Source organism: Burkholderia sp. MR1-5-21 (assembly GCF_053427715.1).
On record NZ_JBSAXD010000002.1, the window covers coordinates 175,360 to 201,188 of the forward strand.

The 25,829-nt window shown below is 70.8% G+C and carries 10 protein-coding genes and 2 pseudogenes; 2 read left to right on the forward strand and 10 right to left on the reverse strand.

What is annotated here, in order from left to right; genetic code table 11:
• Positions 1-15: 15 nt before the first annotated feature.
• Positions 16-555 carry an outer membrane protein assembly factor BamE domain-containing protein gene (bamE, locus tag ACV229_RS03375; protein WP_448081710.1) on the reverse strand — a complete coding sequence of 180 codons (540 nt, stop codon included), beginning with the start codon at positions 553-555 and terminating at the stop codon, positions 16-18.
• Positions 556-797: 242 nt separating this feature from the next.
• On the reverse strand, positions 798-1,961 hold the full coding sequence (locus tag ACV229_RS03380; RefSeq protein ID WP_448081711.1) for a M20 aminoacylase family protein: 1,164 nt from the start codon (positions 1,959-1,961) through the stop codon (positions 798-800).
• Positions 1,962-2,202: 241 nt separating this feature from the next.
• On the opposite strand from ACV229_RS03380, the gene ACV229_RS03385 reads away from it, so the two are divergent.
• Together ACV229_RS03385 and ACV229_RS03390 are read left to right on the forward strand one after the other, a co-directional pair.
• Complete coding sequence (locus tag ACV229_RS03385) at positions 2,203-3,537, forward strand: type IV toxin-antitoxin system AbiEi family antitoxin (protein WP_448081712.1); 1,335 nt, start codon at positions 2,203-2,205, stop codon at positions 3,535-3,537.
• Complete coding sequence (locus ACV229_RS03390) at positions 3,506-4,399, forward strand: nucleotidyl transferase AbiEii/AbiGii toxin family protein (RefSeq protein ID WP_448081713.1); 894 nt, start codon at positions 3,506-3,508, stop codon at positions 4,397-4,399. Before ACV229_RS03385 ends, ACV229_RS03390 begins: the two co-directional genes overlap by 32 nt.
• A gap of 133 nt (positions 4,400-4,532) precedes the next feature.
• Here ACV229_RS03390 and ACV229_RS03395 read toward each other — a convergent pair.
• The 8 genes and pseudogenes from ACV229_RS03395 to ACV229_RS03430 all read right to left on the reverse strand — a co-directional run.
• Positions 4,533-4,772 (reverse strand): annotated as a pseudogene (locus ACV229_RS03395) (PIN domain-containing protein); the annotation flags it as partial.
• A 10-nt stretch (positions 4,773-4,782) separates the two neighbouring features.
• Complete coding sequence (locus ACV229_RS03400; protein ID WP_448081714.1) at positions 4,783-5,805, reverse strand: GNAT family N-acetyltransferase; 1,023 nt, start codon at positions 5,803-5,805, stop codon at positions 4,783-4,785.
• Positions 5,802-6,662 (reverse strand): formyltransferase family protein, encoded by an 861-nt coding sequence (locus tag ACV229_RS03405; RefSeq protein ID WP_448081715.1) that lies wholly within the window; start codon positions 6,660-6,662, stop codon positions 5,802-5,804. Before ACV229_RS03405 ends, ACV229_RS03400 begins: the two co-directional genes overlap by 4 nt.
• 141 nt (positions 6,663-6,803) lie before the next feature.
• Positions 6,804-9,002 carry a TonB-dependent siderophore receptor gene (locus ACV229_RS03410; RefSeq protein WP_448081716.1) on the reverse strand — a complete coding sequence of 733 codons (2,199 nt, stop codon included), beginning with the start codon at positions 9,000-9,002 and terminating at the stop codon, positions 6,804-6,806.
• A 46-nt stretch (positions 9,003-9,048) separates the two neighbouring features.
• The gene (locus ACV229_RS03415) at positions 9,049-10,413 is read right to left on the reverse strand and encodes a lysine N(6)-hydroxylase/L-ornithine N(5)-oxygenase family protein (protein WP_448081717.1); all 1,365 of its coding nucleotides are present in this window, start codon (positions 10,411-10,413) and stop codon (positions 9,049-9,051) included.
• A 32-nt stretch (positions 10,414-10,445) separates the two neighbouring features.
• Positions 10,446-10,664: pseudogene (locus ACV229_RS03420) on the reverse strand (GNAT family N-acetyltransferase); the annotation flags it as partial.
• Between the two features lie 95 nt (positions 10,665-10,759).
• Positions 10,760-15,811: an amino acid adenylation domain-containing protein gene (locus tag ACV229_RS03425; RefSeq protein ID WP_448081718.1), complete on the reverse strand. Its 5,052-nt coding sequence runs from the start codon at positions 15,809-15,811 to the stop codon at positions 10,760-10,762.
• Positions 15,812-15,820: 9 nt separating this feature from the next.
• Complete coding sequence (locus ACV229_RS03430; protein WP_448081719.1) at positions 15,821-25,528, reverse strand: amino acid adenylation domain-containing protein; 9,708 nt, start codon at positions 25,526-25,528, stop codon at positions 15,821-15,823.
• Positions 25,529-25,829 lie beyond the last annotated feature (301 nt).

A 25,829-nucleotide genomic window follows, 5' to 3' on the forward strand; every position in this document is an offset into this window, starting at 1 on the left:
CGCGGCACCGCGCCGTCACGGCTTTTCCCGTCCGGGCGCCTCCGATCTCGACGTTCTGATGACGGTCCCGTCGGGCGAGAAATGCGCATTGAACATCGCATCGCCCGATACGCCGCCCTCGGCCCAGTGCCAGCTCCATACCTCTTCGTGGCTCAACGCGTATTGCGCGACCGACGTCGGCTTGCCGAGCAGTTGCCGCACATCGTCCTTCGACATGCCCGGCACGACCTTCGCGATGTTGTCCGCCGTCAATGCCTGCGTGATCGAAACGAGCCTGCCGTCGGGCCCGAAATCGAGCATGTAGGTGCTCGTGCCGAACGGGCCGCGCGGGTACTCGAAACGCTGCGAACCGTCTTCGTTCTGCCTGACCATCTCCGGCTTGCCCGCGTCGCGGAGGACGTCCTCGACCGTTGACACGCCCGGCTGCAGTTTGCCGAACGCGACGTTGTCCGGCTTGATGGCATTGACCGCGTCGGCGACCTTCTGGTCGTCGCAGCCCGCCACAAGCAAGCCGGCCGCGCATGCCGTCAGCGCGGTCAGGAAGAGTTTTCGCATTTCGTAAGTGCCGTATCGATTGAGCCGGTTCGACGCCGCGCGCCGGCCTCGCCGAACGAGGCGGCCATGCGGGCCTCGCGAGAAGGACCGGTGATGCGGCGCAGCGTAGCACGCGACCTGCCGGCCGCGATGTCAAGGAGCGTCAAATCCCGCTTGAGCCCGATACGGCAGGCGCTCTGCCGATGACGCAAGCATGCCCGCGGCGCCGGAGACGGCGCCGCGGGCATGCGCATCTGCATCGATCAGACGAAAAACGCGTCGGTCAGCTTGACCCAGTACGACGCGCCCGTCGGCAGCGCCGCGTCGTTGAAGTCGTAGCCGGGGTTGTGCACCATGCAGCCGCCCTCCCCGTCGCCATTGCCGATGATCAGGTAGCAGCCCGGACGCTTCTCGAGCAGGAATGCGAAATCCTCGCTGCCCGTGAGCGGCACCATCCCTTCGATCAGGTTCGCGTCGCCGACCCATTCGCGCGCGACATCCTGCGCGAACGCGGTCATCCCGGCATCGTTGACGAGCACCGGATAGCGGCGCTGGTAGTCGATCGTCGCAGTCGCGCCGAACACGGCGGCCTGCGCGTGAATGACTTCGGTAATGCGCGTCTGCAGCAGGTCGCGCACGTCCGGCTTCAGCGCGCGCACCGACAGGCGCATCTGCGCGCGGTCGGGAATCACGTTCGGCGCGTCGCCCGCATGGATCGCGCCGACCGTGACGATCGCCATGTCGAGCGGCGACACGTTGCGCGACACGATCGTCTGCAGCGCAACGACGATCTGCGCGCACACAACGACCGGATCGATCGCCTTGTGCGGTACCGCGCCGTGGCCGCCGCGCCCCTGCACGTCGACGATCACCGTGTCCGATGACGCCATGAACGGCCCGGGCAGGAAACCGAATTTGCCGGTCGGAAAGCCGGGCATGTTGTGCATCGCGAAGATGGCATCGCACGGGAACTGCTCGAACAGGCCGTCGTCGAGCATTTTCTTCGCACCGCCGAGCCCTTCCTCGGCCGGCTGGAAGATCAGGTTCAGCGTGCCCGAGAAGCGCCGCTCGCGCGCGAGATGCTTCGCCGCCGCGAGCAGCATCGCCGTGTGGCCGTCGTGGCCGCACGCGTGCATCTTGCCGGGGATCGTGCTCTGGTACGGCAAGCCGGTCGCTTCGTGGATCGGCAGCGCGTCCATGTCGGCGCGCAGGCCGAGACGCTTCGTGCCGTCGCCGACCTTCAGCTGCGCGACGACGCCCGTGCCGCCGAGTCCGCGATGCACCGTGTAGCCCCAGGCCTGCAGGCTCTCGGCGACCAGGTCGCTGGTCGCGAATTCCTCGAAGCCCAGTTCAGGATGGGAGTGGATGCGGTGCCGGATCTCGATCATTTCATCGGCGAGGCCTGCGGGAATCACGCTGTGCGTCACGGTTTCGTCTCCTTTGTCGACCCGAGTTAGCGCTTTAGCGCTTACTCGGGTCCCATGCTTCGCGGTCGGCCGGAGTTGGCGCTTTAGCGCTTACTCCGGCCCCATGTGTTGCGGGAAATGTGCGGGCAAGCATAGCCGCACAAGCAACAACCGAATAGACGAAGAGTCGTGATTGCAGCAACCAGGGGTTGCCGTTGATCAAGCGTTTGGTCGAGCCCTGGGCGTGTCGCGCGATTGGATCATGTCGATCGGCAAAGTTGGCCATGCGGCCGATTCCGGATCGTCCGGCGCGGTGGCAGGATCCACTGGCGGGCGTCGCCCCGCGCAGCCGGGCCGGCTGCGGCGGGTGCGCGTCGCAGATCGATCCATCCACGCTTGCTTCGGGAGTGAGGCATTGAACAACGCGATTATCAATTCATTCAGCATCAATGACTTAAGTCGATCTTGTTCACTTTTTGACGCTCGTTCATTTTTTGTGTACGCTGACAGAAAAGTGTACAAGCGAGGCGTCATGTCCGACACCGCCAACCTCCCTCTGTCAGAACAGCACGTGCTCGACGAAGCGTGTGCCGCCTTCGGGCGCGCAACGCAACGCTTCGATGCGAAATCGATCCGCATCCCCGCCGCGCTCAGGGGGCAAGTCGACGGTGTCGTCCGCTTCACCTTGTCCGGTCACCGGTTCGACATGCCGGCAGCCGTTTCGCTGCGCGCCGCATCGGTGCCGGGCATCCTCGCGCGGCTGCGGCGCGACGCCGCCGTGCCTCCGCTCATGCTGGTCGCGCCGCACGTGTCCGCCGACCTCGCTGCGCGCCTGATCGAGCACGACATCCCGTTTCTCGATGCGGCCGGCAATGCATACCTGAACCGGCCGGAAGCCCTCGTGATGATCACGGGCCGGCCGAAGCCGGCGCGCGCATCGGGCGTGCAGCGGCTGCCGACTGCCCGCGCGACGACGCCCAAGGGGATGCGCATCATGTTCGCGCTGGCGACCCGGCCGGACCTCGTCGCGCGCCCTTACCGCGCGATCGCGGAAGCATCGGGCGTCGCGCTCGGCACGGTCAACCTCGCGATGGACGATCTCGCCACCCGTGGCCTCGTCGTGCAGCGCCGCAACGGGGAACGCGTGATCGCCGACTGGAAGCGTTTCGTGCAGGAATGGGTGGCGCTCTACCCGAGCCGCCTGCGCGCCAAACTGCCGAGCCGCCGGTTCTCCGGTCTCACGCCCGACTGGTGGCGCGGGTTCGACTTCGCGGCATTCGATGCGCGGCTCGGCGGCGAGCCGGCCGCCGACCTGCTGACGCACGACCTGAAGCCTGCCGCGGTCACGATCTACACGCACGGCGCCGTCCCGAACCGCTTCCTGCTCCAGGCCCGCCTGCGTCCTGACGAACGCGGCGACGTCGAGATCCTCGAAGCATTCTGGACGCCGTCGCCGATGCTCGAATGGCGCGTGCAGGACGTGCCGCTCGTGCCGCCGCTGCTCGTCTATGCGGATCTGGTCGCGACAGGCGACAGCCGCAATCTCTCCGCCGCCGCAACGATCCATGACCAATATCTCGCACAACCCCGTGCTTGAAGTCGGCAGGGAGCGACCGCTCGAACCTTCGACGGTCGCGATGCTCCGGCACATCGCGGCGGCATGCACCCGCCTCGACACGGAATTCGTGGTGGCCGGCGCGACTGCGCGCGACATCCTGATGTGGCACGTGCATGGCATCCGGGCAGTGCGTGCGACGCGCGACGTGGATGTCGCCGTCTGCGCGGTGAGCTGGACCTCACATGACCGTCTCGTCGACGCGCTGGTCGCGACCGGACGATTCTCGCCGGTACCGAAGGCGCAGCAGAAATTCTTCTTTACCGGAGAACCCGGCGGCTTTCGCACCGAGCTGGATCTCGTGCCGTTCGGTCCGCTCGAAGCGCCGGCCGGCGCGATCGCGTGGCCGCCCGACGGCGAGTTCGTGCTGAACGTGCTCGGCTTCCGGGAGGCGGTCGACACCGCGATCGCCGTGACTGTCGGCGACCGTTTCGACGTGCCGGTCGCGAGCCTGCCGGCTCTCGCGCTGCTCAAGCTTCTCGCGTGGAAAGACCGGCGCGCGCGCCAGAACAGCGACGCGTACGACCTGCTGTTCCTGCTCACGCATTTTCACGACGCAGGCAACCGCGAGCGGATCTGGGACGTCGCGCCCGACCTGCTCGAAGCGCACGCGTTCGAGCCCGAACTGGCCGCGGCCGCGTTGCTCGCGCGCGACGCGAAGCGGATTGCGTTGCCCGAGACGCGCGACGCCATTCACGCGCTGCTTGCCGACACGGCCACCTATGCAACACTCGGCCAGGATTTGCTCGCGCGCGCGTCCGCGTTGCTGCTCGGCGAATTCGCCGACGACCCGGCCCGATATCTCGCGGCGTTCAGGAACGAGTTCCTGCATGATTTGAAGTAGCCGGTGCGACGCCACGCTGCGATCGGTGTCCGGATGACCGGCCGCCGGGCCCATCACATCGCATCGCCGGATGCCCGGATCAGCGTGGTGCCGCCGTCGACGTACGGGTCGGCGCCCGTCAAGTACGCCGCGCTCAGGCCGCCCAGTCTTCGAACGCCAAGCCGTCGACGCGGCTGAATTCGCGGATATTGTTCGTCACCAGCACCGCGCCGGCCGCGATCGCGTGTCCCGCGATCGATGCATCGTTGGCGCCGATCGGCGTGCCGCGCGCGGCAAGCCCGGCGCGAACGGCGGTCGTCGCATCGATCGCCGCAGTGTCCCACGGCAGCACGCCGTCGAGCCGCGCAACGAACGCGGACACGAAATCGGCGTGCCCCGCCCCGTCACGGCAGCCGGAACGTCTCGAAGAACGTGTCCCGCTCGATCATCGTCAGCGCCGCGCGCTTGTGCGGGAAATCGAATTCCTTCACCGTATGGAACCCGAGCCGGTGCATGTACGCGATATGCCGCACGTGATCGACGCGCGGCTCGCCGACGAGCCGCTGCGTGCGCGGATCGTCGACAAACATGTAGTGCAGCACCCCGCTCCACCACGCATGCAGCTTGCCCGCGCTCTGGAAGCGCGAATCGCCGATCAGCAGATGCAGCCCGCGGTCGTAGTCGTGCGCGTCGTAGAACGGCGCGAGGCGGTCTTCCTTCGCCCAGTAGAACTCGAAATAGCCGAACGGCGTGTCGTCGAAATAGCCGATCATCGGATGCATGTGCGGGTCGGCGAGCCGTTCCGCGAGATACGCGGCATGCTCGTCGCGCGTGCCGCGCTGGTCCCAGAATTGCGCGACGCGCTCGAGGTTCATCCAGCCGCTGAACAGGTCCGCATGCGCGTCGACGTCGACCGTGCGCAGGCTGAACCTCATCCCGACCTGCGGCATGTCGCGCGCATAGATCTCGCCCGGCACGATCGGCGGACGCACCGGGTGGCGGCGCCCGTTCGTGACCGTGTAGCGCAGCGGCATGCCGCCCGACCCCGGCGCCTTCAGCCACGGCAGCGGATGCTGCCAGAACGTCTCGCGCGACACGCGCAGGTGCAGCCGGTCGCCCGCGGGCCGCGCATCGTCGATCACGCCTTCGCGCACCGCACGCGCGACATACGCCGCGACCGCGGCGGGATCGATGCCTGCCACCGGCACCGCGAGCGTCGCCGACGCGCGCCGCGTGTCCGTGTTGAACAGCGCGCCGCATTCGGCGAGCAGCGCGGCCGGCGAATCGTCGGGCCGCCATGCGTCGACGAGGCGGTCGGCGCCCGGCTGCCCGTTGCGATCGCCGCAAGCGCCGAATTCAACTGCCACGGCCACCGCATCCTCGATCGCGTCCACCGCGCCGGCAGCGTTCGTCAGCGTGTCGTTCATGACAGGGCTCCCGCGTCGTGACGGTCTGCGAGGATCGCCAGCCCCCGCTCGAGCGCCGGAAACAGGCTGCGCTCGAAGTTGTTCCAGCGCAGCTCGAGAATCGTATCGTCCGGCGCGATCGGCGTGCCGAGCACGTCGCAGATCACCTCGCCGGAATCGATGCCGTTGTCGACGTAGTGGAACGACGCGCCCGTCATCCGCACCGGCTCCACCGCCGTCGTCACGCCAGTCGCCCAGTCCACCCGCTCGCCGCGCGCGCCGTGCAGCGCATCGAGCGTCGCGCAGGCGCCGCGCCGCTGGAACGGCGAGCCGTCCGCGGTGATGCCCGGGTGGATGTTCGCGATGCGCCGGTGAAAGCGCGCGCCCGGACGCACGAGCTCGTCGAGGATCACGAGCAGGCCGTCGAGCACGACGACGTCGGCCTTCAGCTCGATCAGGCGTTCGAGCAGCCGCCGTTCGAACGCCGCTTTGCCGGCCGCGCGTTCGCGTGCGCCGTGCACATCGTGCCCATTGCGCGGCAGGCGGCGGTACGTCGACGGGATCGTGCTGAACAGTTCGTCGACCGGCCGGCCCTGCACCGCGAGGCCGTCGGGCAACAGCCAGGGCCGCCCCGGCGTGCGCGCGAACCCGTAGTCGGCGAGCTTCGCGCGGTCGGCCGGCGAGCCGTCGTCGTCGTCGCAGATCACGCCCGCGAGCGTGTAGCGCTCGCCGAGCGGCGAGCCGTTCAGCCGTTCGACGAGGAATTCGAGCGGCGCCTTCATGTAGCGCGTGCCGCCCTGGTACGCAACCGGCTGGCCGGCGCGATCGGCCGCGCCGTTGCGCAGCGACAGGATGTAGACGAGATTTTTCTTCGGCATGGGTTCGAAATGAGAAGCGCGAGATGAAAAACGCGAGCTGAGAAGCGCGAAATGAAAAGTGCGTGATGAAAGACGGCCGCCAGCGCCGCGGCCCGCGTGCGCCGGCCGCGATGGCCGGCACGCGCACCGCGGCGCACGCCGTCACCAGTTGTATTTCGCGGTCGCGAGCACGGTGCGTTCGTTGCCGAACAGGCAGACGGACGTCGATTGACAGCCGCTGATGTAGTGGCGGTCGAACAGGTTCGTCGCGTTCAGCGCAAAGCGCCAGTTGCGCACGTCGTAATGGATCGCTGCGTCGAACAGCGTATAGCTCGACACCGTCAGCGAGTTGTCCGGCGCGCCGGCCGACGCGCTCTGATAGCGGACGCCGCCGCCGAGCCCGAAGCCCGCGAGCGGCCCCGTGTGCCACGTCCAGTCGGCCCACAGCGACGCCATCTGGCGCGGGCGCGGAATGTCGACCGGCCAGTTGTTCAGCGACGCGTCGTTCGCCTGCACGTTCTTCACGTCCTGATACACATACGACGCGATGATCGACAGGTTCGGCGTGACCTTGCCGGTCGCGCTCAGCTCGATCCCGCGCGAGCGCACCTCGCCCGTCTGCACCGACGTCGTGTTCGTATCGTCGAGATTCGACGGCGTCGGCGTGAGCACGTTGGTCTGGTTGATCTGGTAGATCGCCGCGTTCAGCATCAGGTTCTTGCCGGGCGGCTGCCAGCGCAGGCCGGCTTCGATCTGCTTGCCGCGCGTCGGCTGCGGCAGGCCGCCGCCGAACATCTTCACGCCGATCAGCGGATTGAACGACGTCGCGTAGCTGATGTACGGCGACAGCCCGTAGTCGCCCTGGTACGTGAGGCCGACGCGTCCGGTGAATGCGCTGACGTCCGCCTTCGATTGCGTGCCGCCCGCGCGGTCGTCCTGCCGCATGTTCACCCAGTCCTCGCGGCCGCCGAGCGTCAGCGTCCAGCGATTCCACTTGACCTGATCCTGCGCGTATACGCCGAACGTGTTCATCGTCGTGTACGTGTTCGTGCGGTATGTGGTGTTCGGATCCGAGAACACGGCCGTCGTGACGGGCGTGTAGACGGGGTTGTAGATGTTCAGCACCGGCGCCGCCGCGAGCCATTCGCTGTCGGTCGCGGTCTGCCGGTTGTACTGGAAGCCGAGCAGCAGCGTGTGCTCGAGCGGGCCCGTGCCGAAGCGCGCCTGCGCGTTGTTGTCGATGTCGAAGCGGCTGTAGTTCATCTGGAACACGCCGGCCCAGCGCGAGATGTCGGTCGTGCTGCCGTCGACGAAGCCGTTGCCGAACACCGAGCCGTTGTCGAGCGACAGGTGCATCCAGCGGACGTTCTGGCGCACCGTCCACATCGAATTCAGGTTGTGCTCGAACTGGTAGCCGAGCGACCACTGCTTCTTGCGGTAGTAGTTGAAGTTCGGATCGCCCGAATACACGTCGTGATCGAGCTGCCCGTTCGGGTTCGGCAGCACCGTGCCCTGCGCGGGCAGGAAGTTCGACGAGATGTCGCCCCAGTCCTGCAGGTAGGTTGCCGACACCGTCAGCGACGTGTCCGCGTTCGGGCGCCAGCGGAACGACGGCGCGAGCGCGACGCGCTGGTCGTTGTTCGGGCCCGTCAGCGCGTTGCCGTCGCGCGCGACGCCGACGAACCGGTACGCATACTTGCCGTCCGCATCGAGCTTGTCGCCGATGTCGAACATGAACTGCTTGCGCGCGTAGTTGCCGACCTGCACGCCCGCTTCGCGCACGCGCTCGCCGTCGGCCGTCTTCGTCTGCACGTCGACGATCGCACCCGGGTCGCCCGCGCCGTACAGCACCGACGTCGGTCCGCGCAGCACGGTGATGCTGTCGATCATATACGGATCGACGCGCCAGCTCGCGAGGTTGATCGTATTCGGCACCTGCAGGCCGTTCACGTACGCGGTCGGCGTGAAGCCGCGCAGCGCCGCATACCAGTCGGAGCGGTTGTCCGAGCCGAACGACGAGAAACCCGGCACGTAGTGCAGTGCCTGGTTCACGTCGGTCGCGCCCGTCATTTCGATCTGCTGCGCGGTCACGACGTTGATCGTCTGCGGAATCTCGTTGATCGGCGTGTCGGTTTTCGTGCCGGTCGTGCTGCGGCGCGCGACGAGACCGACCGTGCCGTTGCCTGCCGACGCCGCGTTGACGCTGATCGCCGGCAGCGTGCCGTTCGCCTGCGCGCCGGCGTTCGCCTTGCCCGCAGTGTCCGGTGCCGCCTGGGCCATCGCATGGCCCGCCGCCGCGTAGAATGCCACGCCCACCGCGGCTGCGATCGCACGCCGACGCGTGCCTGTTCCCCACTCCATCTTTCGTTGCTCCAGTTGTGTTGGCGGTCTCCCGACCGCGCCTTTGTCAAAGAGCCACGGCCAGCCGGCCGGTGCTCGCCCCGTTTTCTTGTTTTGCCGGCGCGACGCTGTCGTCGTTCGCGTGCGGGTGCCGGCTGTCGAGCGACGCGCAGATCTCGTCCGCGCGGCGCGCAAGCACCGACAGCAGCGTGTCGGACAGCCCGTGGCTGTCTTCGCAGCAGCCTTGCAGGTAGATGCGCGGCGTGAAGTGCTCGGGCGTCTCGAGCCGGTAGTCGCGCGTCACGTTGCCGCGCGCGAGCGCATCGCCCAGATGCGGCGCGAGTCCGTCGAGCAGCGCCGCATGCGTATCGCGCCGGTAGCCGGTCGCGAGCACGAGAGCGTCGAAACGCTCGGTGCGCGTGGCGCCGCTCATCCGGTCGCACAGCGTCAGTTCGATCCGGCCGTCCGCGGTGCGCACGGCGGCCTCGATCGCGCTGTTCGCGAGCAGCGCATGGCGCGGCGCGCCGTCGACGCGTTGCAGGTACAGCATTTCGTAGATCTGCTCGATCAGCGGCCGGTCGACCACCGCGTAGTTCGTATCGCGATAGCGTTCGAGCAGCGAGCGCCGCGCGTCGTGCGGCTGTGCATAGACGACGTCGGTGAACGCCGGACTGAAGATCTCGTTGACGAACGGGCTGTCGTCGGCCGGCTTCAGCGCGCCGGCGCGCATCACGAGGCTCGCGTCGACGTGCGGGAAGCGGCGCGCGAGATCGATGAACACTTCGGCCGCGCTCTGCCCCGCGCCGATCACCGCGATGCGGCGGCGCTCGCTGCCGGGCGCGCCCGCGAGCCGCCCGATGTCCGTCAGGTACGACGACGAGTGGATCACGCGCTCGCCGCCGAGCGCGGCGAACGCGTCCGGAATCGCCGGTGCGCCGCCGATGCCGACCGACAGCGCGCGCGTGACGCGCTGCCGCTCGTGGCCGAGCGCGTCGCGCGACACCACGCGCAGCGCGTCGATCCGCGCGCCGCTGCCGCGCACGGGCTCGATGCCCGTCACGCTCTCGCCGTAGTGAACCTGCTCGTCGAATGCGTCGGCGACCCAGCTCAGGTAGTCGTGGAACTCGACGCGGGTCGGATAGAAGTTCTTCAGGTTCACGAATTCGTTCAGCCGGCCGCGCTCGAACAGGTAGTTGATGAACGTGTAGCGGCTCTTCGGATCGCGCAGCGTGACGAGGTCCTTCAGAAACGAAATCTGCATCCGGCAGTCGTCGAGCAGCATCCCGCGATGCCAGCCGAACTCCGGCTGCCGTTCGATGAAGCACTGTGCGAGGCGACGTGCGCCGCCGCGTTCGGCAAGGCGCACGGCCAGCGCCAGGTTCGACGGCCCGAAGCCGACGCCGATCAGGTCGAATACGGTTTCTCTCTGCATGTCTCAGCTCCCTTGTCGGTGAAACCGGCGCGTCAGACGTGACGGCCGGAGAAGAACGCCTCGCGCTGCGTGCGCATCAACAGCGGCTGCGCGGCAAACCGTGCAAGCCGCCGCTGCCGTGCAAAGCCGCAGCGCGCGAGGTAGTCGGCGACGCGCGCATGGCCGGCCGGCACGGCGCAGCCCACCGCCTCCGTGCGCGGGTCGTCGAGGAACAGGTAAAGGACGGCCGGCGGCAACCAGCCGGCGATGCAGCGCGGCCAGCAGCGCGCCGTCGCGTACCGCGAACAGGTCGCCGGCGAACGCGAGACGGCAGGTGCCGGCTGCCATCAGGCTGCCCGGACGCACGTCAGCCGGCATGGCGCACCTCCCGACCGGCATCCGCTTGTGCGTCGAGTCGTGCGCCGAGCGCGGCAAGGGTCGGCGCGGCGAACACGTCGGCCACCGTCAGCGCATGTCCGGCGCGGCAGGCGGCATCGACGAAAAGCACGACGTCGAACGACGTCGCACCCGCCTCGAACAGGTCGGTGTCCGGCGCAGGCGCGGCCGTCGCGAACGTGTCCGACCATAGCGCCGCGAGCGCGGTGACGGTGCGGAATGCGGACGCGTCGGCCCGATCATTCGCCGCGGTGCGTGCAGCGGCGCCGGCACCTGGCGCGCCAATCGCATGCGTCGCGGCATCCACCCCCGCTGCGCCCTTCCCGGCAGGCGCGCCGAGCACCGTATCGGCCGCCGTGGCAAAGCGCACGACCTCGTCGCGGTACGCATCGACGAGCCCGTCGACGAAACTGCGGTCGAGCAGTTCGTTCGCGTAGGAGAACGCCGCCATCACGCGCCCGTCCGGATGCTCGACCACGTCGAGCTCGAGCGTGAACACGACGCGGTGACGCACGTCGCCGAAGCCGGCGAGCGACAGGCCGGCCCAGTCGCGCGCGGCCGCGCCCGTCGGCCGCAGGTAGTTGAACATCACCTGGAACAGCGGATTGGCGGCAGCCGCGCGCGACGCGCCGAACGCCGCGACGACGTCGGCGAACGGCACGTCCGCATGCGCATAGGCGGCGAGCGCCGCGTCGCGCACGCGGCCGAGCACGTCCGCACGGCGGTCCGCCGCGCCGAGCCGCGTGCGCACGACCACCGCGTTGATGAACAGGCCAAGCGCACCGCGCGCCGCCTCTCCCGTCCGCTCGCCCGCCAGTTCGCGCGTCGACGCGAGCACGCCGACCGGCTGGTCGGCCGCGCCGGTCCAGCGGAACAGCGCGGCGTTCAGCGCGGCATGCAGCAGCATCGGCAGCGTCGCGTGCGCGGCGGACGCGGCTTCGCGCGCCGCGCCGATCAGCGAAGCGTCGAATTCGAACGCGATGCGCGAGGCATGCCATTGCGGGACGAACCCCGCGTCGGCGCGCTCGGGCAGCACACGTCGCGGCAGGTTCGCAAGCGTGTCGCGCCAGTAAGCGACGCGTGCCGACGCGCCCGATGCGGGCAGCACGAGCGGCGCGTCAACAGCCGGAACCGGATCGTCGCCGTCCTGCACGCGTGCGACATAACGCTGCCGGATCGCATCGAGCCACAGCTCGATCGATTCGCCATCCGACACGATATGGTGGATCGCGATCGACAGCACGTGGTCGTCCGCGCCGAGCCGCAGCACGCGCGCGCGCCACAGCGGCGCGGACGCGGCGAGGTCGAACGGTGTCAGCGCATCGTCGTCGGTCAGCTCGGTGGCGCGCGCGAGCGCATCGGGCGACGCGGACAGATCGACGACCGGCAGCGCGACTGGCGGCTGCGCGTCGATGCGCTGGCCCGGCAACGCGCCGTCGCGCACGACGAGCCGCGTGCGCAGCGCCGGATGGGCTGCGGCGACGTCCGCGAATGCGGTGCGCAGCGCGTCAATGTCGAGCGGGCCGCACACGCGCAGCGCGACCGGAATGATGTACGCGGCGCTGTCCGGCTGCGCGCGCCACAGGAACCACAGGCCGAGCTGCGCCGGCGACAGCGGCCACACACCGTGTGCGTCGGGCCGCAATGCCGCCGTGCCGGTCATGCCGGACGCCCGTGCGCCATCGCGCGCGACGCGCGGTGCATCCGCGACCTGCTGCGCATACTGCGCGAGCATCGGCGCGTCGAACAGCGCGCGCACCGGCACGTCACGGCCGAGCTGCTCGGCGACGCGCGTCGCGACGCGCACCGCGGCAAGCGAATGGCCGCCACGCTCGAAGAAATGATCGCGGCGACCGATGCGCGCGACCCGCAGCACGTCCTGCCAGATCGCCGCGAGCGCGGTCTCGTCGCCGTCGCGCGGCGCTTCATACGCGCGTTCGACGCGCACCGGCGCGGGCAGCCGCGCCCGATCGACCTTGCTGTTCGCATTGCGCGGCAGCGCATCGAGCACGATCAGCTGCGCGGGCACCATGTAGTCGGGCAGCGTACGCCGCAGGTGCGCATCGAGCACCGCCGCATCGACCGGTTGCGCGGCCATCCGCGCGTCGGCGGTCAGCTCGACATACGCGACGAGCTGCGCGTCGCCGCCCTGCCCGTGCACGACCGCGCACGCTTCGCGCACCGCGTCGTGCGCGGCGAGCTGAGCCTCGATCTCACCGAGCTCGATTCGCAGCCCGCGCAGCTTCACCTGGTGATCGACGCGGCCGATGAAGTCGAACACACCGTCCGCGCGGCGCCGCACGAGATCGCCCGTGCGATACAGCCGCGCGCCCGGCGCGCCGTACGGGTCGGGCACGAAGCGCTCGGCCGTCAGCGCCGGCCGGTCGAGATAGCCGCGCGCGACGCCGATCCCTTCGCCGCCGAGATACAGCTCGCCGATCACGCCGACCGGCAGCGGATGAAGGCGCGCGTCGAGCATGTGCGCGGTGCGCGCACCGACCAGCGTGCCGATCGGCAGGTACGCGGCATCGCCCAGCTTCGCGAGCGCGTCGTCCGGACGGAACATCCACAGCGTCGGCGTGATGACGGTCTCGGTCGGCCCGTAGCCGTTGACGACCCGCACGTGCGGCAGCGCGCGGCGCAGCATCGCGAACGCCTCGCGCGACGTCGCCTCGCCGCCGACGGTCAGCGAGCGCAGCGTCGGCGGCGCACCGTGCGCGAGCGCCCATTCGGCGAGCTGCGCGGCGCAGCCGGGCGGCACGTAGGTCATCGTCACGCCGTCGCGGATCATCATCGCGCAGGTCTGCGCGGGCGGCCACAACACGTCGGCCGTCACCGACACGGCCGCACCCGACATGTACTGCGAAAACCAGCCCTCGTGCGCGCCGTCGAAATTGACCGACTGGAACAGCAGGAACACGTCGTCTTCGCCCGCGCCGTAGCGCTCGGCGATCGCTGCGCAGTGCCGCGCGAACGCGCCGTGCTCGACGATCACGCCCTTCGGCGTGCCGGTCGAGCCGGACGTGTAGATCGCATAGGCCGCGTGGCCCGGCAGCACGTCGGGCAGCACGACATCCGCCCCATCGTTGAACGCGTCGAGCGCGTCGATTGCATCCGCGCGCCACACGCGCAGCGTCGGCAAGTCCGGCAGCGCGGGCGCGCTCTGCGCGTCGGCGAGCACGTGCGCGATACGCGCGTCGCCGACGATCTGCGCGAGCCGCTCGCGCGGATGCGCGGGATCGAGCGGCACGAACGCCGCGCCGGATTTCAGCACCGCGATCAGCGCGACGAGCAGATCGACCGACCGCTGCAGCGCGACGCCGACCCGCATTTCGGGGCGCACGCCTGCCGCGACCAGATGGCGCGCGAGCCGGGCCGCGCGCACATCGACTTCGCGGCGCGTCAGCGCGCGATCGGTGTCGGCGACGCCGCGTGCGTCCGGCCGTGCGTGCGCATGCGCAGCAATCCGCGCATGCACGGGAACAAAGGATTCGATGGGCTCGTTGCCGCCGGCGTCGGGCGACACGTTCCACGCGAACAGCTGCGCGCGCTCCGCTTCGGGCAGCCAGTCGAGATCGCCGACCGGCACGTCGGGCCGCGCAAGCGCGTCGGCGAGCAGCGTGACGAAGCGCTGCGCGAGCCGTGCGATCGCGTCGGCGTCGAACAGGTCCAGCGCATGGATGAACGCGGCGTCGAACGTGCCGTCCGGCGTCGCCTCGACGGCCAGCGTCAGGTCGAACTTCGCGGACGGCGTGCCGGACGGCAGCACCGCGACGGCCGTATCGCCGAGCGGCGGCAGCGCACGCCGTTCGCCGTACGCGGCCATCACCTGGAACAGCGGATGATGGCTCGCGCTGCGCGGCACGCCGAGCGCGTCGACCACCTGCTCGAACGGCACGTCTTGGTGCATCTGCGCGTCGACGAGCGCATGCTGCGTGCGCGCGACGAGCGCCGCGAAGCCTTCATGCGGCGGCACGTCGATATCGATCGCGAGCGTGTTGACGAAGAAGCCGATCAGCCCGGCCGTCTCCGCGCGTTCGCGGTTCGCGGCCGGCACGCCGACGCAGATCCGCGCATCGCCGGTCGCACGCGCGAGCAGCACGTCGAGCGCGGCGAGCAGCACGGCGAACGGTGTCGCACCCGACGCGGCCGCGAACGCGCGCAACTGCGCGGCGAGCGGCGCGGCCAGCCCGAATACGTGACGCGCGCCGCGCACGCTGCGGCGGGCCGGCCGCGCGGCCGCGCCGGGCAGCGTCAGCACGCCGCGTTGCGGATCGAGCCGCGCGCGCCAGAACGCGAGCTGCCGCTCGCGTTCGCCTGCGTCGAGCCAGCGGCGCTGCCACAGCGCATAGTCCGCGTACTGGATCGGCAGCGGCGCAAGCGAGACCGGCGTGTTCGTCGCATACGCGCGATAGAACGCGGCCAGCTCGCCGAGCATCACGCCGGACGACCAGCCGTCCGACACGATGTGGTGCACGGTCAGCGCAAGCCGATGATGCGTCGCGTCGAGCCGGATCAGGTGCGCGCGGACGAGCGGCGCGGCGCCGAGATCGAACGCCTGTGTCTCGTCGGCCGCCGCGACCTGGTCGGCGCGCGCGCTGCGTTGCGGCTCCGCGAGCGACGACAGGTCGGTGTCGCGCCACGGACAGCGCAGCGGCGGATGAATCGTCTGTGCGACACCGTCGGCCGTTTCGTCGAACGTCGTGCGCAGTGCCTCGTGACGCGCGATCAGCGCATCGCACGCAAGCCGCAGCGCATGCGCGTCGAGCGGGCCGGTCAGCGCGAGCCGCTCGGTGATGTGGTACGCGTCGCTCGCGTCGATCAGCCGCGCGTGCAGCCACAGCCGCGTCTGCGCGAACGACGCCGGCACGCGCTCGCTGCGCGGCGCGCGCGGCGGAATCGGCAGCACGCGGAAATCGATGCCGGCCGCGCCGAGCTTGTCGATGAAGACTGCGCGCTGCGCGTCGGGCAGTTGCGCGAAGCGCGTCGCGAGCGCCAGCCAGTCGGGTTGAACCGTCGTCATCCGTTGTCCTTATTGGGTTTCCAGTTCGCCGAGCAAAGCGTCGATCGCGCTCGCCGCATCGGTCGCGCCGCGCGCCGCGCAGGCCGCGTCGATCGCCGCGGCGCAGCGCGCGAGCGTGCGGGTGTCGAACAGCGTGCGCAGCGGCAGCGCGAGGCTCCAGTGCAGGTTCGCCTGCGCATGGGCCTGCGTTGCGAGCAGCGAATGGCCGCCGAGCAGGAAGAAATCGCCGTCGCGGCCGATTGCGTCGACGTGCAGCACGCGCTGCCAGATCGCCGCCAGCGCGCGCTCGGTATCGGTCGCGAGCTCGGCTGCCGTCACGGGCGCCCGCACCGGCGCGGGCAGCGCATGGCGGTCGCACTTGCCGTTCGGCGTGACGGGCAGCGTGTCGAGCGCGATCAGCTGCGCGGGCACCATGTACGCCGGCAATTGCGCGCGCAGCGAATCGAGCATTGCCTCGAGGTCGAGCGAACCCGCGTTACCGCGCGCGACATAGCCGATCAGTTGCTCGTCGCGCACCAGGACGACCGCGTCGTGCACGCCGGGCGCCGCGCGCAGCAGCGCCTCGATCTCGCCCGGCTCGATTCGCTGGCCGCGCAGCTTCACCTGCGTGTCGACACGGCCGAGGTAGTCGAACGCGCCGTCCGCGCGTCGGCGCGCGAGGTCGCCCGTGCGGTACAGGCGCGCGCCCGGCACGAACGGATCGGGCACGAAGCGTTCTGCCGTCAGCCCCGGGCGGCCGAGATAGCCGCGCGCGAGGCCCGCGCCGGCCAGGTACAGCTCGCCCGTCGCGCCCGCCGGCACCGGCTGCCATGCGGCGTCGAGCACATGCAGCTGCAGGTTCGCGATCGGATGACCGATCGGCACCGCGTGCGCATGCGCGTCGGCCGGGCCGCAAGTCCAGTGCGACACGTCGATCGCCGCCTCGGTCGGCCCGTACAGGTTGACGAGCGTCGCGCGCGGCAGCAGCCGCGCGACCTTCGCGACCAGTTCGGGCGCGAGCGCTTCGCCGCTCGCGACGATCAGGCGCACGCTGTCGCATTGCGCGGCCGCGCCGAAATCGTCGACGTATGCGGCGAACGCGGCCAGCATCGACGGCACGAAATGCAGCACCGTCACGCCGTGTGCGTGAATCGCGGCCGTCAGGCGCGCCGGATCGCGGTGGTCGCCCGGCGCGGCGATCGCGAGCTTCGCCCCCGCCGACAGCGGCCACACGAACTCCCACACCGACACGTCGAAACCGAACGGCGTCTTGTGCAGCACGACATCGTCACGCGTGAGCCGATACGCATCCTGCATCCACGCGATCCGGTTCGCGAGCGCGCCGTGCGTGTTGCCTGCGCCCTTCGGCTTGCCGGTCGAGCCGGACGTGTAGATCAGGTACGCGAGCTGCGCGCCGGTGACGCCGGCGGGTTCCGCTACGGCCGTTGCAGCCGTTGCGACGTCTTGCGCGAGCAGATCCGCCACCGTGAGCACTCGGGTATCCGCCCCGTCGCCGAGCGCGGCCACGACCTGCGCGTGAAGATGCGCCTGCGTCAGCACGACCGCCGGCCGCGCATCGCGCAGCAGGTACGCGATGCGCTCGGCCGGATAGTCGGGATCGACCGGCAGGTAGGCGGCACCGGCCTTGAGCACGCCGACGAGCGCCATCACCATGTCGAACGAGCGCTCGACGCATAGCGCGACCGGCGCGTCGGGCTGCACGCCTTGACGCCGCAATACGGCCGCGATCCGCGACGTGCTTGCGTCCAGTTCGCGATAGGTCATCCGGTGCACGCCGCCGTGCGCGTCTGCGTATTCGAGCGCGATCGCCTCGGGCGTCGCGCGGGCCGCCGCTTCGAACTGCACGTGCAGCGGCAGCTGCTGTTGCGCAGGCCACGTGCGTGCGGTCGCCTGCTGTCGTTCGATCGCATCGTGCGCCGCGTCGCCGTTGATCGACAGCGTGCCGAGCAGCGCATCGGGCCTGCTCGCCAGCGCGTCGAGCGCGCACGCGAATGCGCGATGCCACGTCCTCACCTGCTCCGCATCGATGCGCGCCGTGTCGTAGCCGTAGTCGATCGTCAGTTCCGCGCCGCTTTCGATCACGAGCGTCAGCGCGAAATCGGTCGACTCGATGCTGCGCACGTCGCCCAGCACGAGCGCGCGAGGATCGCCGTCGTGGCCAGCTGCGTCGACCGGAAAGTTCTCGAACACGACCAGCGTGTCGAACAGCGCGCCGCCCGCGCCGCGCGCCCAGCGCTGGATGTCCGCGAGCGGCGTATGCGCATGTTCGGCGGCCGCCGCGTTGTCGCGCTGCAGCGCCTGCAGCCAGTCGGCCGCGCGCTGCTGCGGTACGGGCGCGGTGATCACCGGCACCGTGTTGATGAACAGGCCGAGCACCGCGTCGACGTCCGCCAACGCGTCCGGGCGGCCTGCGACCGTCGCGCCGAACGCGACCGCCGGCTGATGGGTCATTCGCTGCAGCGCGAGCGCCCATGCGCCTTGCACCAGCGTGTTGACCGTCAGTTTCAGCGTGCGTGCGGCCTGCGCGACGCGCGAGAACGCGTCCGCATCGATCCGCGCGCGCCACGTGACGACCGCCGTCTCGGCGCGATCGGTCGTGCGCTCGGCGATCAGCGTCGGCGCGTCGAGGCGGGCGAGACGTTCGGTCCAGAAGCGTTCGTCCGCGTCGCGGTCGCGCTTGCCGAGCCAGGCGATGAAGTCGCGGTAGCGCAACGCCGGGCGGCTTGCGAACGGCGACACGGCGTCCGGGTCGCGGTAGTCGCGCAGCACGTCGGCGAGCAGGCGTGCGGTGCTCCAGCCGTCGAGCAGCACGTGATGGCGGGTCCACACGATGCGCCACGCGTCGTCCGTCACGCGGATCAGCGTGAGCCGCATCAGCGGCGGTTCGCGCCAGTCGAAGCCGCGCGCGCGGTCGGCCGCGAGCCATGCATCCCACTCCGCGTCGAGCGTCGCGCCGCGCGTACGCCAGTCGAGCTGCTCGACCGGCAGCGCGGCCTGGCGATGCACGCGCTGCAGCGGCGCGGCTTCGTCCGGCATCACGCTCGTGCGCAGGATGTCGTGCCGCGCGATCGACGCATCGAACGCCGCGACGAGCCGGTCCGCGTCGAGCCGCGTCGCGGTCGCGACGAGCTGGTTCACGTAGCTCGCATGGCCCGGCGCGAACAGCGCGTGGAACAGGATCCCCTGCTGCATCGGCGACAGCGGATAGACGTCGTCGATCGTGCGCCAGTCGAGCGGCGCGCGCTCGATCGCGGCCTGCGTGAGGCCCGCGGCCCGCGCGAGCGGGAAGTCGCCGGGCGTCGCGCCGCCGCCGCGATGGGCGACGCGCGATGCGCATGCGTCGACGAGATCGCGCAGTGCGCTCGCGAAACGCGCGGAGAACGCGTCGACCGTCGCGCGCTCGAACTGCGTCGCGCCGTAGACCCAATGCAGCTTCAGCGTGCGCGCGCCGTCGCGGTCGTCGTCGAGATACGCATGGATTGCGAGCGTGTTGCCGAGCGGGCCGCCCGGATCGCGCTCGACGCCGGTGCCGCCGAAGCGCGGCACGAGCGTCGCGTCGCGCGGCGCGTCGAACTGGCCGAGGTAGTTGAACGTGACGCGCGGACGCGGCACCGCGGCCAGCGCCGCGCGCGTCGCCGCATCGCCGTAGCGTGCGAGCACGCCGAAGCCGAGCCCCTTGTGCGGCACCGCGCGCAGCGTGTCCTTGATCGCGCACAGCGTGTCGCGTGCCGTGGATTCGACAGGCAGCACGACCGGGTAATGGCTCGTCAGCCAGCCGATCGTACGGCTCGCGTCGGCATCGTCGAACAGTGCCTCGCGGCCGTGCCCTTCGAGTTCGACGCGGCACGACGTCCCGCCGTGCCCGCCGTGCCCACCGCGCCCGTCGGTCAGCGCAAGCGCTAGCGCGGCGGCCAGCAGCTCGATCGTCTGCGTGCGATAGGCCGCGTGCGCGTCGGTCAGCGCCGCGCGGGTCAGCGCCGGGTCGATCGTCTGCACGACGACGGCCGCGTCGGCGTTCGTTGCCGGCGCGCCGGGACGGTCGGGCGCGATGTCGTCGCCTTGGGCCATACCGGCCCAGTAAGCGGTTTCGTCCGCGAACGGCGATGCCGGACCGGTCGCCGCGCGCGCCAGCCGCGCGGCCCATGCGTCCGCGCGCATCCCCTGCGGCGCAAGGCGGATCGGCGCGCGTTCGCAAGCGGCGCGATACGCGGCGTCGAGGTCGTCGAGCAGGATCCGCCACGACACGCCGTCGACAATCAGGTGGTGAATCGCGATGAAGAGCCGCGTCGCGCCATCCGGCAACCGCGCGGCACACGCGCACGCGAGCGGGCCGCGACCGAGATCGAGCCGGCGCTGCAGCGCATCGAAGCGCGCGAGCGCGTCGGCGTTGTCGCGTGCCGCGGCTTCGACGAACGGCAGCGCATCGTACGGACGTGCGGCGCCGGTTGCCTGCCACGTTCCGTTGTCGGCACGCGAGAAGCGCTGGCGGAACGCATCGTGATGCGTGAGCAGTGCGTCGAACGCGCATGCGAACGCGCCGGCGTCGAACGATCCGCGCACGTCGAATGCGACCGACTGGTTCCAGTGGCCCGGTTGCGGGACATCGAGCGCGAAGAAGCGCTGCTGCGCGGGCGTCAGGATGCTGCGGTCGGCAGTTGCGGTCGTCGATGCCGTCACGGGCTGCGTCGCCTGCGATGCCGCCGCTTCCTCCGTCTTCGCGACCCGCGCGAGTTCGGCGATCGTCGGGCCGTCGAACAGCTGCTTCGGCGTGAACCGCACGCCGCGCTTGCGGGCGCGGGCGATCACCTGCAGCACGAGGATCGAGTCGCCGCCGAGTTCGAAGAAGTTGTCGTCGCGGCCGACGCGCGACGCTTTCAGCACGGCCCGCCAGGTTTCCGCGAGCGCCGCTTCCACCGCACCCTGCGGCGCGTCGCCGCGCGAAACTGCCGCCGGCGCGGCAGCCAGCACGCGCAACGCCGCACGGTCGACCTTGCCGTTCGCGGTCACCGGCAGACGCGGCAGCGCGACGATCTGCGCGGGCACCATGTAGTCCGGCAGCCGCGCCGCGAGCGTCGCGCGCAGCGTGGCCTCGTCGCACGCCGCGCCGTCACGTGCGACGACGAACGCGACGAGCCGCAGCCGGCCGTCCTGCTCGACGGCGAGCGTCTCCGCCTGGGCGATACCGTCGGCCGCGCGCACGGTCGCGCTCACCTCGCCCGGTTCGACGCGATAGCCGCGGATCTTCACCTGGTCGTCAATCCGGCCGACGAATGCGATCTGTCCGTCCGCGCGCAGCCGCACGCGGTCGCCCGTCCGATAAAGCCGCTCGCCCGGCGTGAACGGATCGGGCACGAACCGCTCGGCCGTCGCCCCGGGCCGTCCCCAGTAGCCGCGCGCAACGCCCGGCCCGCCAAGATACAGCTCGCCGGTCGCACCGGCCGGCACGCACGCGCCGAACGCATCGAGCACGCACGCTCGCGCATTCGGCAACGGTCCGCCGAGCGGCACGCCGCTCGCCGCGTCGCGCGCGTGGTCGGCCATCGACGCCGTGTCGCAGGTCAGCGCGCCGACAGTCGCCTCGGTCGGCCCGTAATGGTTGATCACGCGGCAGCCGGGCTTGAGCGCCGCAATGCGCGCGACGAGCGCCCACGTGAGCGTCTCGCCGCCCGTGACGAGCGCGTGGCTCGGCAGCACGTCGGCCGGCACGCGTGCGTTGAGCAGCGCCTGCAGATGGCTCGGCACGATCTTCAGCACGCCGACGTCGCGGCCGCGCATCTCGGCTGCGAACGCATCGGGATCGAACGCGCACGACGCGGGCAGCAGATGCAGCGTGCGGCCCGCGCACAGCGCGCCGAACAGCGTCGTGTGGCCGAGATCGGCCGCGACCGTCGAACCCATTGCGAACGATGCGTCGGGTGCGAACGCGAGTTCGTCGAGCATCCCCTGCACGTAGTCGGCCAGCGCGCGATGCGTGACGACGACGCCTTTCGGCGTGCCGGTCGAACCGGACGTGTAGATCAGGTACGCGCCCTGGTCGGCGCGCGGCGCGATGCGGGCGCCGGCCGCATGCGCGAGCGACTCGTCGAGTGCGAGCGCATCGACGTCGAGCGGCCCCGCATCCGTACCGGCCGGCCATCCGGTGTCGCCCGTGACGAGTGCCCAGCGCGCGCGGCAATCGGCGGCGGCGGCCGCGAGCCGTTCGGCCGGCTGCGCCGGATCGAGCAGCACGGCCATCGCGCCGGCCTTCAGCGCGCCGAGCAGGCCGACGACGAAGCGCGCGGAGCGCGCGATGCAGACGACGACCGGTTCTTCGGCAGCCGCGCCGCGCGTCTGCAATGCGCGGGCGACACGGTCGGACGCATCGTCGAGTTCGGCAAACGTCAGCGATGCCGAACCGTCGACAAGCGCGACGCGGTGCGGATACGCGGCGGCCTGCCGCGCGAACGCGGCGACGACATCCGCATGCTCGGGCGTCAGCGCTCGACCGTCGCGCGGCTGCCGCGCGGCGCCTTGACCGCCGCACGGCAACGCCGTGACCGCGCACCGCGGATCCCGAGCAGCCGCCGCGACGAGCGCCGCGTAGCCGTCGAGCCATGCGCGCGCGGTATCGGCCTCGATGCTGTCGGTCGCATACGCGGCAACGAGTTCGATGCCGTTCGCATCGTTGGTGAAATCCAGTGCGAAATCGAAGCGCGCGGCGAGATCGGGCCCCGGCGTCGCAACCGCGGTCGCGCCCGGCAGCACGCTGTCGAGCCGCGCGTCGAACTGCTGCGCGAACTTGACGCGCAGCCATTCGTCGCCCCGTTTGACGGGCGGCTGCACCGCGTCGACGACGCGCTCGAACGGCACATCCTGGTGCGCGAGCGCGTCGAGCGCCGCCGCGCGCGCCGCGGCGACGAGCGCCGCGAACGGCTCGGCCGGTGCGACGCGCACACGCAGCGCAACCGTGTTCAGGAACAGCCCGAGCAGCGCGCGGGTTTCCGGCCGCTGCCGGTGCGCGACCGGCACCGCGACGACGACGTCCGTCTCGCCCGTCAGGCGCGACAGCCACGCATCGAACGCGGCGACCAGCACCGTGAAGACGGTCGCGTGCATGTCGCGCGCGAGCCGCCGCACGTCGGCCGCGACCGCGTCGGGCAGCCGCAGCGACGTGCGCGCGCCGCGCAGCGTGCGCGCCGCGGGCGGCTGCCGGTCGACCGGCAGCGCGAGCGGGCCCGGCGCGTCCCGCAGCGCGGCGCGCCAGTAGGTCAATTGCCGCTCGCCCTCGCCGCCTGCGAGCAGGTCGCGCTGCCAGTCCGCATAGTCCGCGTACTGGATCGGCAGCGCGGGCAGCGCCGGCACTTCGCCGTTCGCATGCGCACGATAGGCCGCCGCCAGCTCCTCGAAAGCGCAGCGCGAGCTCCAGCCGTCGGTGATCGCGTGATGCGCGCTCAGCATCAGCCGGTGACGGTCGTCGGCAAACGCGACGAGCGTTGCACGCACGAGCGGGCCGTCCGCGAGGTCGAACGCTGCGGCCGCGTCGCGTTCGGCGAGGATCGCCGCCTGTGCGTCACGGCCGGCCGGCGGCAGGTCGCGCAGATCGACGTGCGCGATCGACACCGGCAGGCGCGCGTGAATCCGCTGCATCACGACGCCGTCGTCGTTCTCGACGAGCGTCGTGCGCCACGCTTCGTGCCGCTCGATCACATGATCGAGCGCGCATTGCAGCGCATCGCGATCGAGCGTGCCTTCGATCGTCCAGTGCGCGGCGATGTGGTACGCGGCGCTCGCGTCACGCGTCTGGGCGAGCACCCAGAAGCGCTGCTGCGCGAGCGATGCGGCACGTTCGACATATGGCGCACCCTCGGGCGACGCGGCTTGCGCGGTCGGCGTGATGCCGCGCGCGACGATCGTGCCGACCGGGGCGCCAGTCTCGCGCTCCGCGCGGTCGATCGTGTCGGCCAGCACGGCAAGCGCCGGGTTCGCGAACAGCATGTCGAGCCGCAGGTTGACGCGCCATTCGGCGCGAATCGCCGCCTGCAGCTGCATCACTGCGAGCGAGTCCGCGCCAAGCGACAGGAAGCGATCGTCGCGCGACGGCGGCGTATCGAGGCCGAGCAGCGTCTGCCAGATGCCGGCGACGCGCTGCTCCGTCGGCGTGCGCGCCGCATCGCCCGAAGCGCGCGGCATGCGTGCCGCCGCGATCCGTTCACGTAGCGCCGCGCGGTCGAGCTTGCCGTTCAGCGTGTACGGCAGCGCGTCGCAGCGCACGACCTGGTGCGGCTGCCACGCGGCCGGCAGGTATGTGGCGATGTGCGCCTTCAGCGCGGCATCGTCGGCCTCCGTGCGCATGACGACGCACGCGACGAGACGGGTCGGGCCGCCGTTCGCTTCCGCGACCACCGCCGCGTCGGCGATGGCCGGATGCGCGCGCAGGCAAGCGGCAACTTCCGCCGGCTCTACGCGCACGCCGCGCACCTGCACCTGATCGTCGACGCGGCCGAGATAGTCGAACGCGCCGTCGTCGCGCACGCGCGCGAGATCGCCGGTGCGATACACGCGCGCGCCGGGCGCGCCGTCCGGGTCGGGCACGAAGCGTTCCGCCGTCAGCGCCGCACGGCCGTGATACCCGCGCGCGAGACAGGCGCCGCCGAGCAGCAGCTCGCCAGCGCCATTGCCGCTCCCGTCGATGCGCACGACGCGCGGCCCGATCGGACGCCCGATCGGCAGCGCCGCATACGCGTCGTCCGCGGCGAGCGCGGGCGTTTCTCCCGGCCCGACCGGCCACAGCATCGGCGAGATCACCGCTTCGGTCGGCCCGTAGCCGTTGACGAGCCGCACTGCAGGAAACGTGCTGCGCACGAACTCGAACGCCTGCTGCGGCAGCGCTTCGCCGCCGAACGCGAGCACGCGCAGCGCGGGCGGCACGCCATCGCGCGCGGCGACCGCCGCAAATTCGCGCAGGTACGCCGGCGGAAACGCGGCAACGCTCACCTGCTCGCGCACCAGCAACGCATGCGCGGCATCCGGCGCGAACGGCTGCGGCGGCGCGATCGTCACGCTCGCGCCGACCGCGAGCGGTGCGAGCCAGCATTCGTGCGCGGCGTCGAAATTGACCGACGCGAAATGCAGCAGACGGTCGCCGGCCGTGATCGGCAGCGTGGCCGCGAGCGCATCGCAATGCGCGGCGAGCGGCCCGTGCTCGACCACGACCGCCTTCGGCGTGCCGGTCGAGCCGGACGTATAGATCATGTATGCGGCCGCGTGCGGATGCACGGGCGCGTCGGCGTCTTCTGCATCGTCGGTGCCGTCGGCCATGTCGATCGAATCGGCCGCCGCGTATTCGTCGACGTCGAACGCGTGCGCGAACGGCGCACCGAGCGCCGCGCGGCCCGCCGCGTCGACGATGCCGTGCCGCAGGTTCGCGTCACGCACGATCCAGTCGAGGCGTGCGGCCGGATGGCGCGGGTCGAGCGGCACGAACACGCCGCCCGCCTTCAGCACGGCCAGCAACGCGACGAAGAGTTCGCACGAACGCTCGACGCAGACGCCGACCCGCACCTCGGCGCCGACGCCCGCCGCGCGCAGCCGCCGGGCGAGCCGCGACGCATGCAGGTCGAGCGCGCCGCGCGACAGGCGGTGCTCGTTCGGAAAGGAGACATCGAGCGCGGGCGCGTCGGGCGCGCGGCGCGCCAGTTCGCGGATTCGGTGATGCAACGCAGTCGGGAAACTCGTCATGGGCGTGAAGTCCTTCGGGTCCGGCCGCTTCGGCCAAGTCACGGTGCCGCGCTGGGCGGCTTCATGGGTGTGACGAACGGCGCGGCGGATTTTTTACCGTTTTGCGCTCAATCCGCGTTCAGGCCGCGCGCAATCCGCTCATGCATCTGCCGCGCACGCCCCGGTGGCCGCGTGCTGCTAAATATTTGCGAAGCCCATTCGTCTATTCGGCAGGAAGGCGGCACGCGCACTGCGCGTCCGCCTGCCGCTTTTGCCTGCTTCCCGCTTGTTTCCTGCCTTTTTCCAATACCCGACGTTGCCG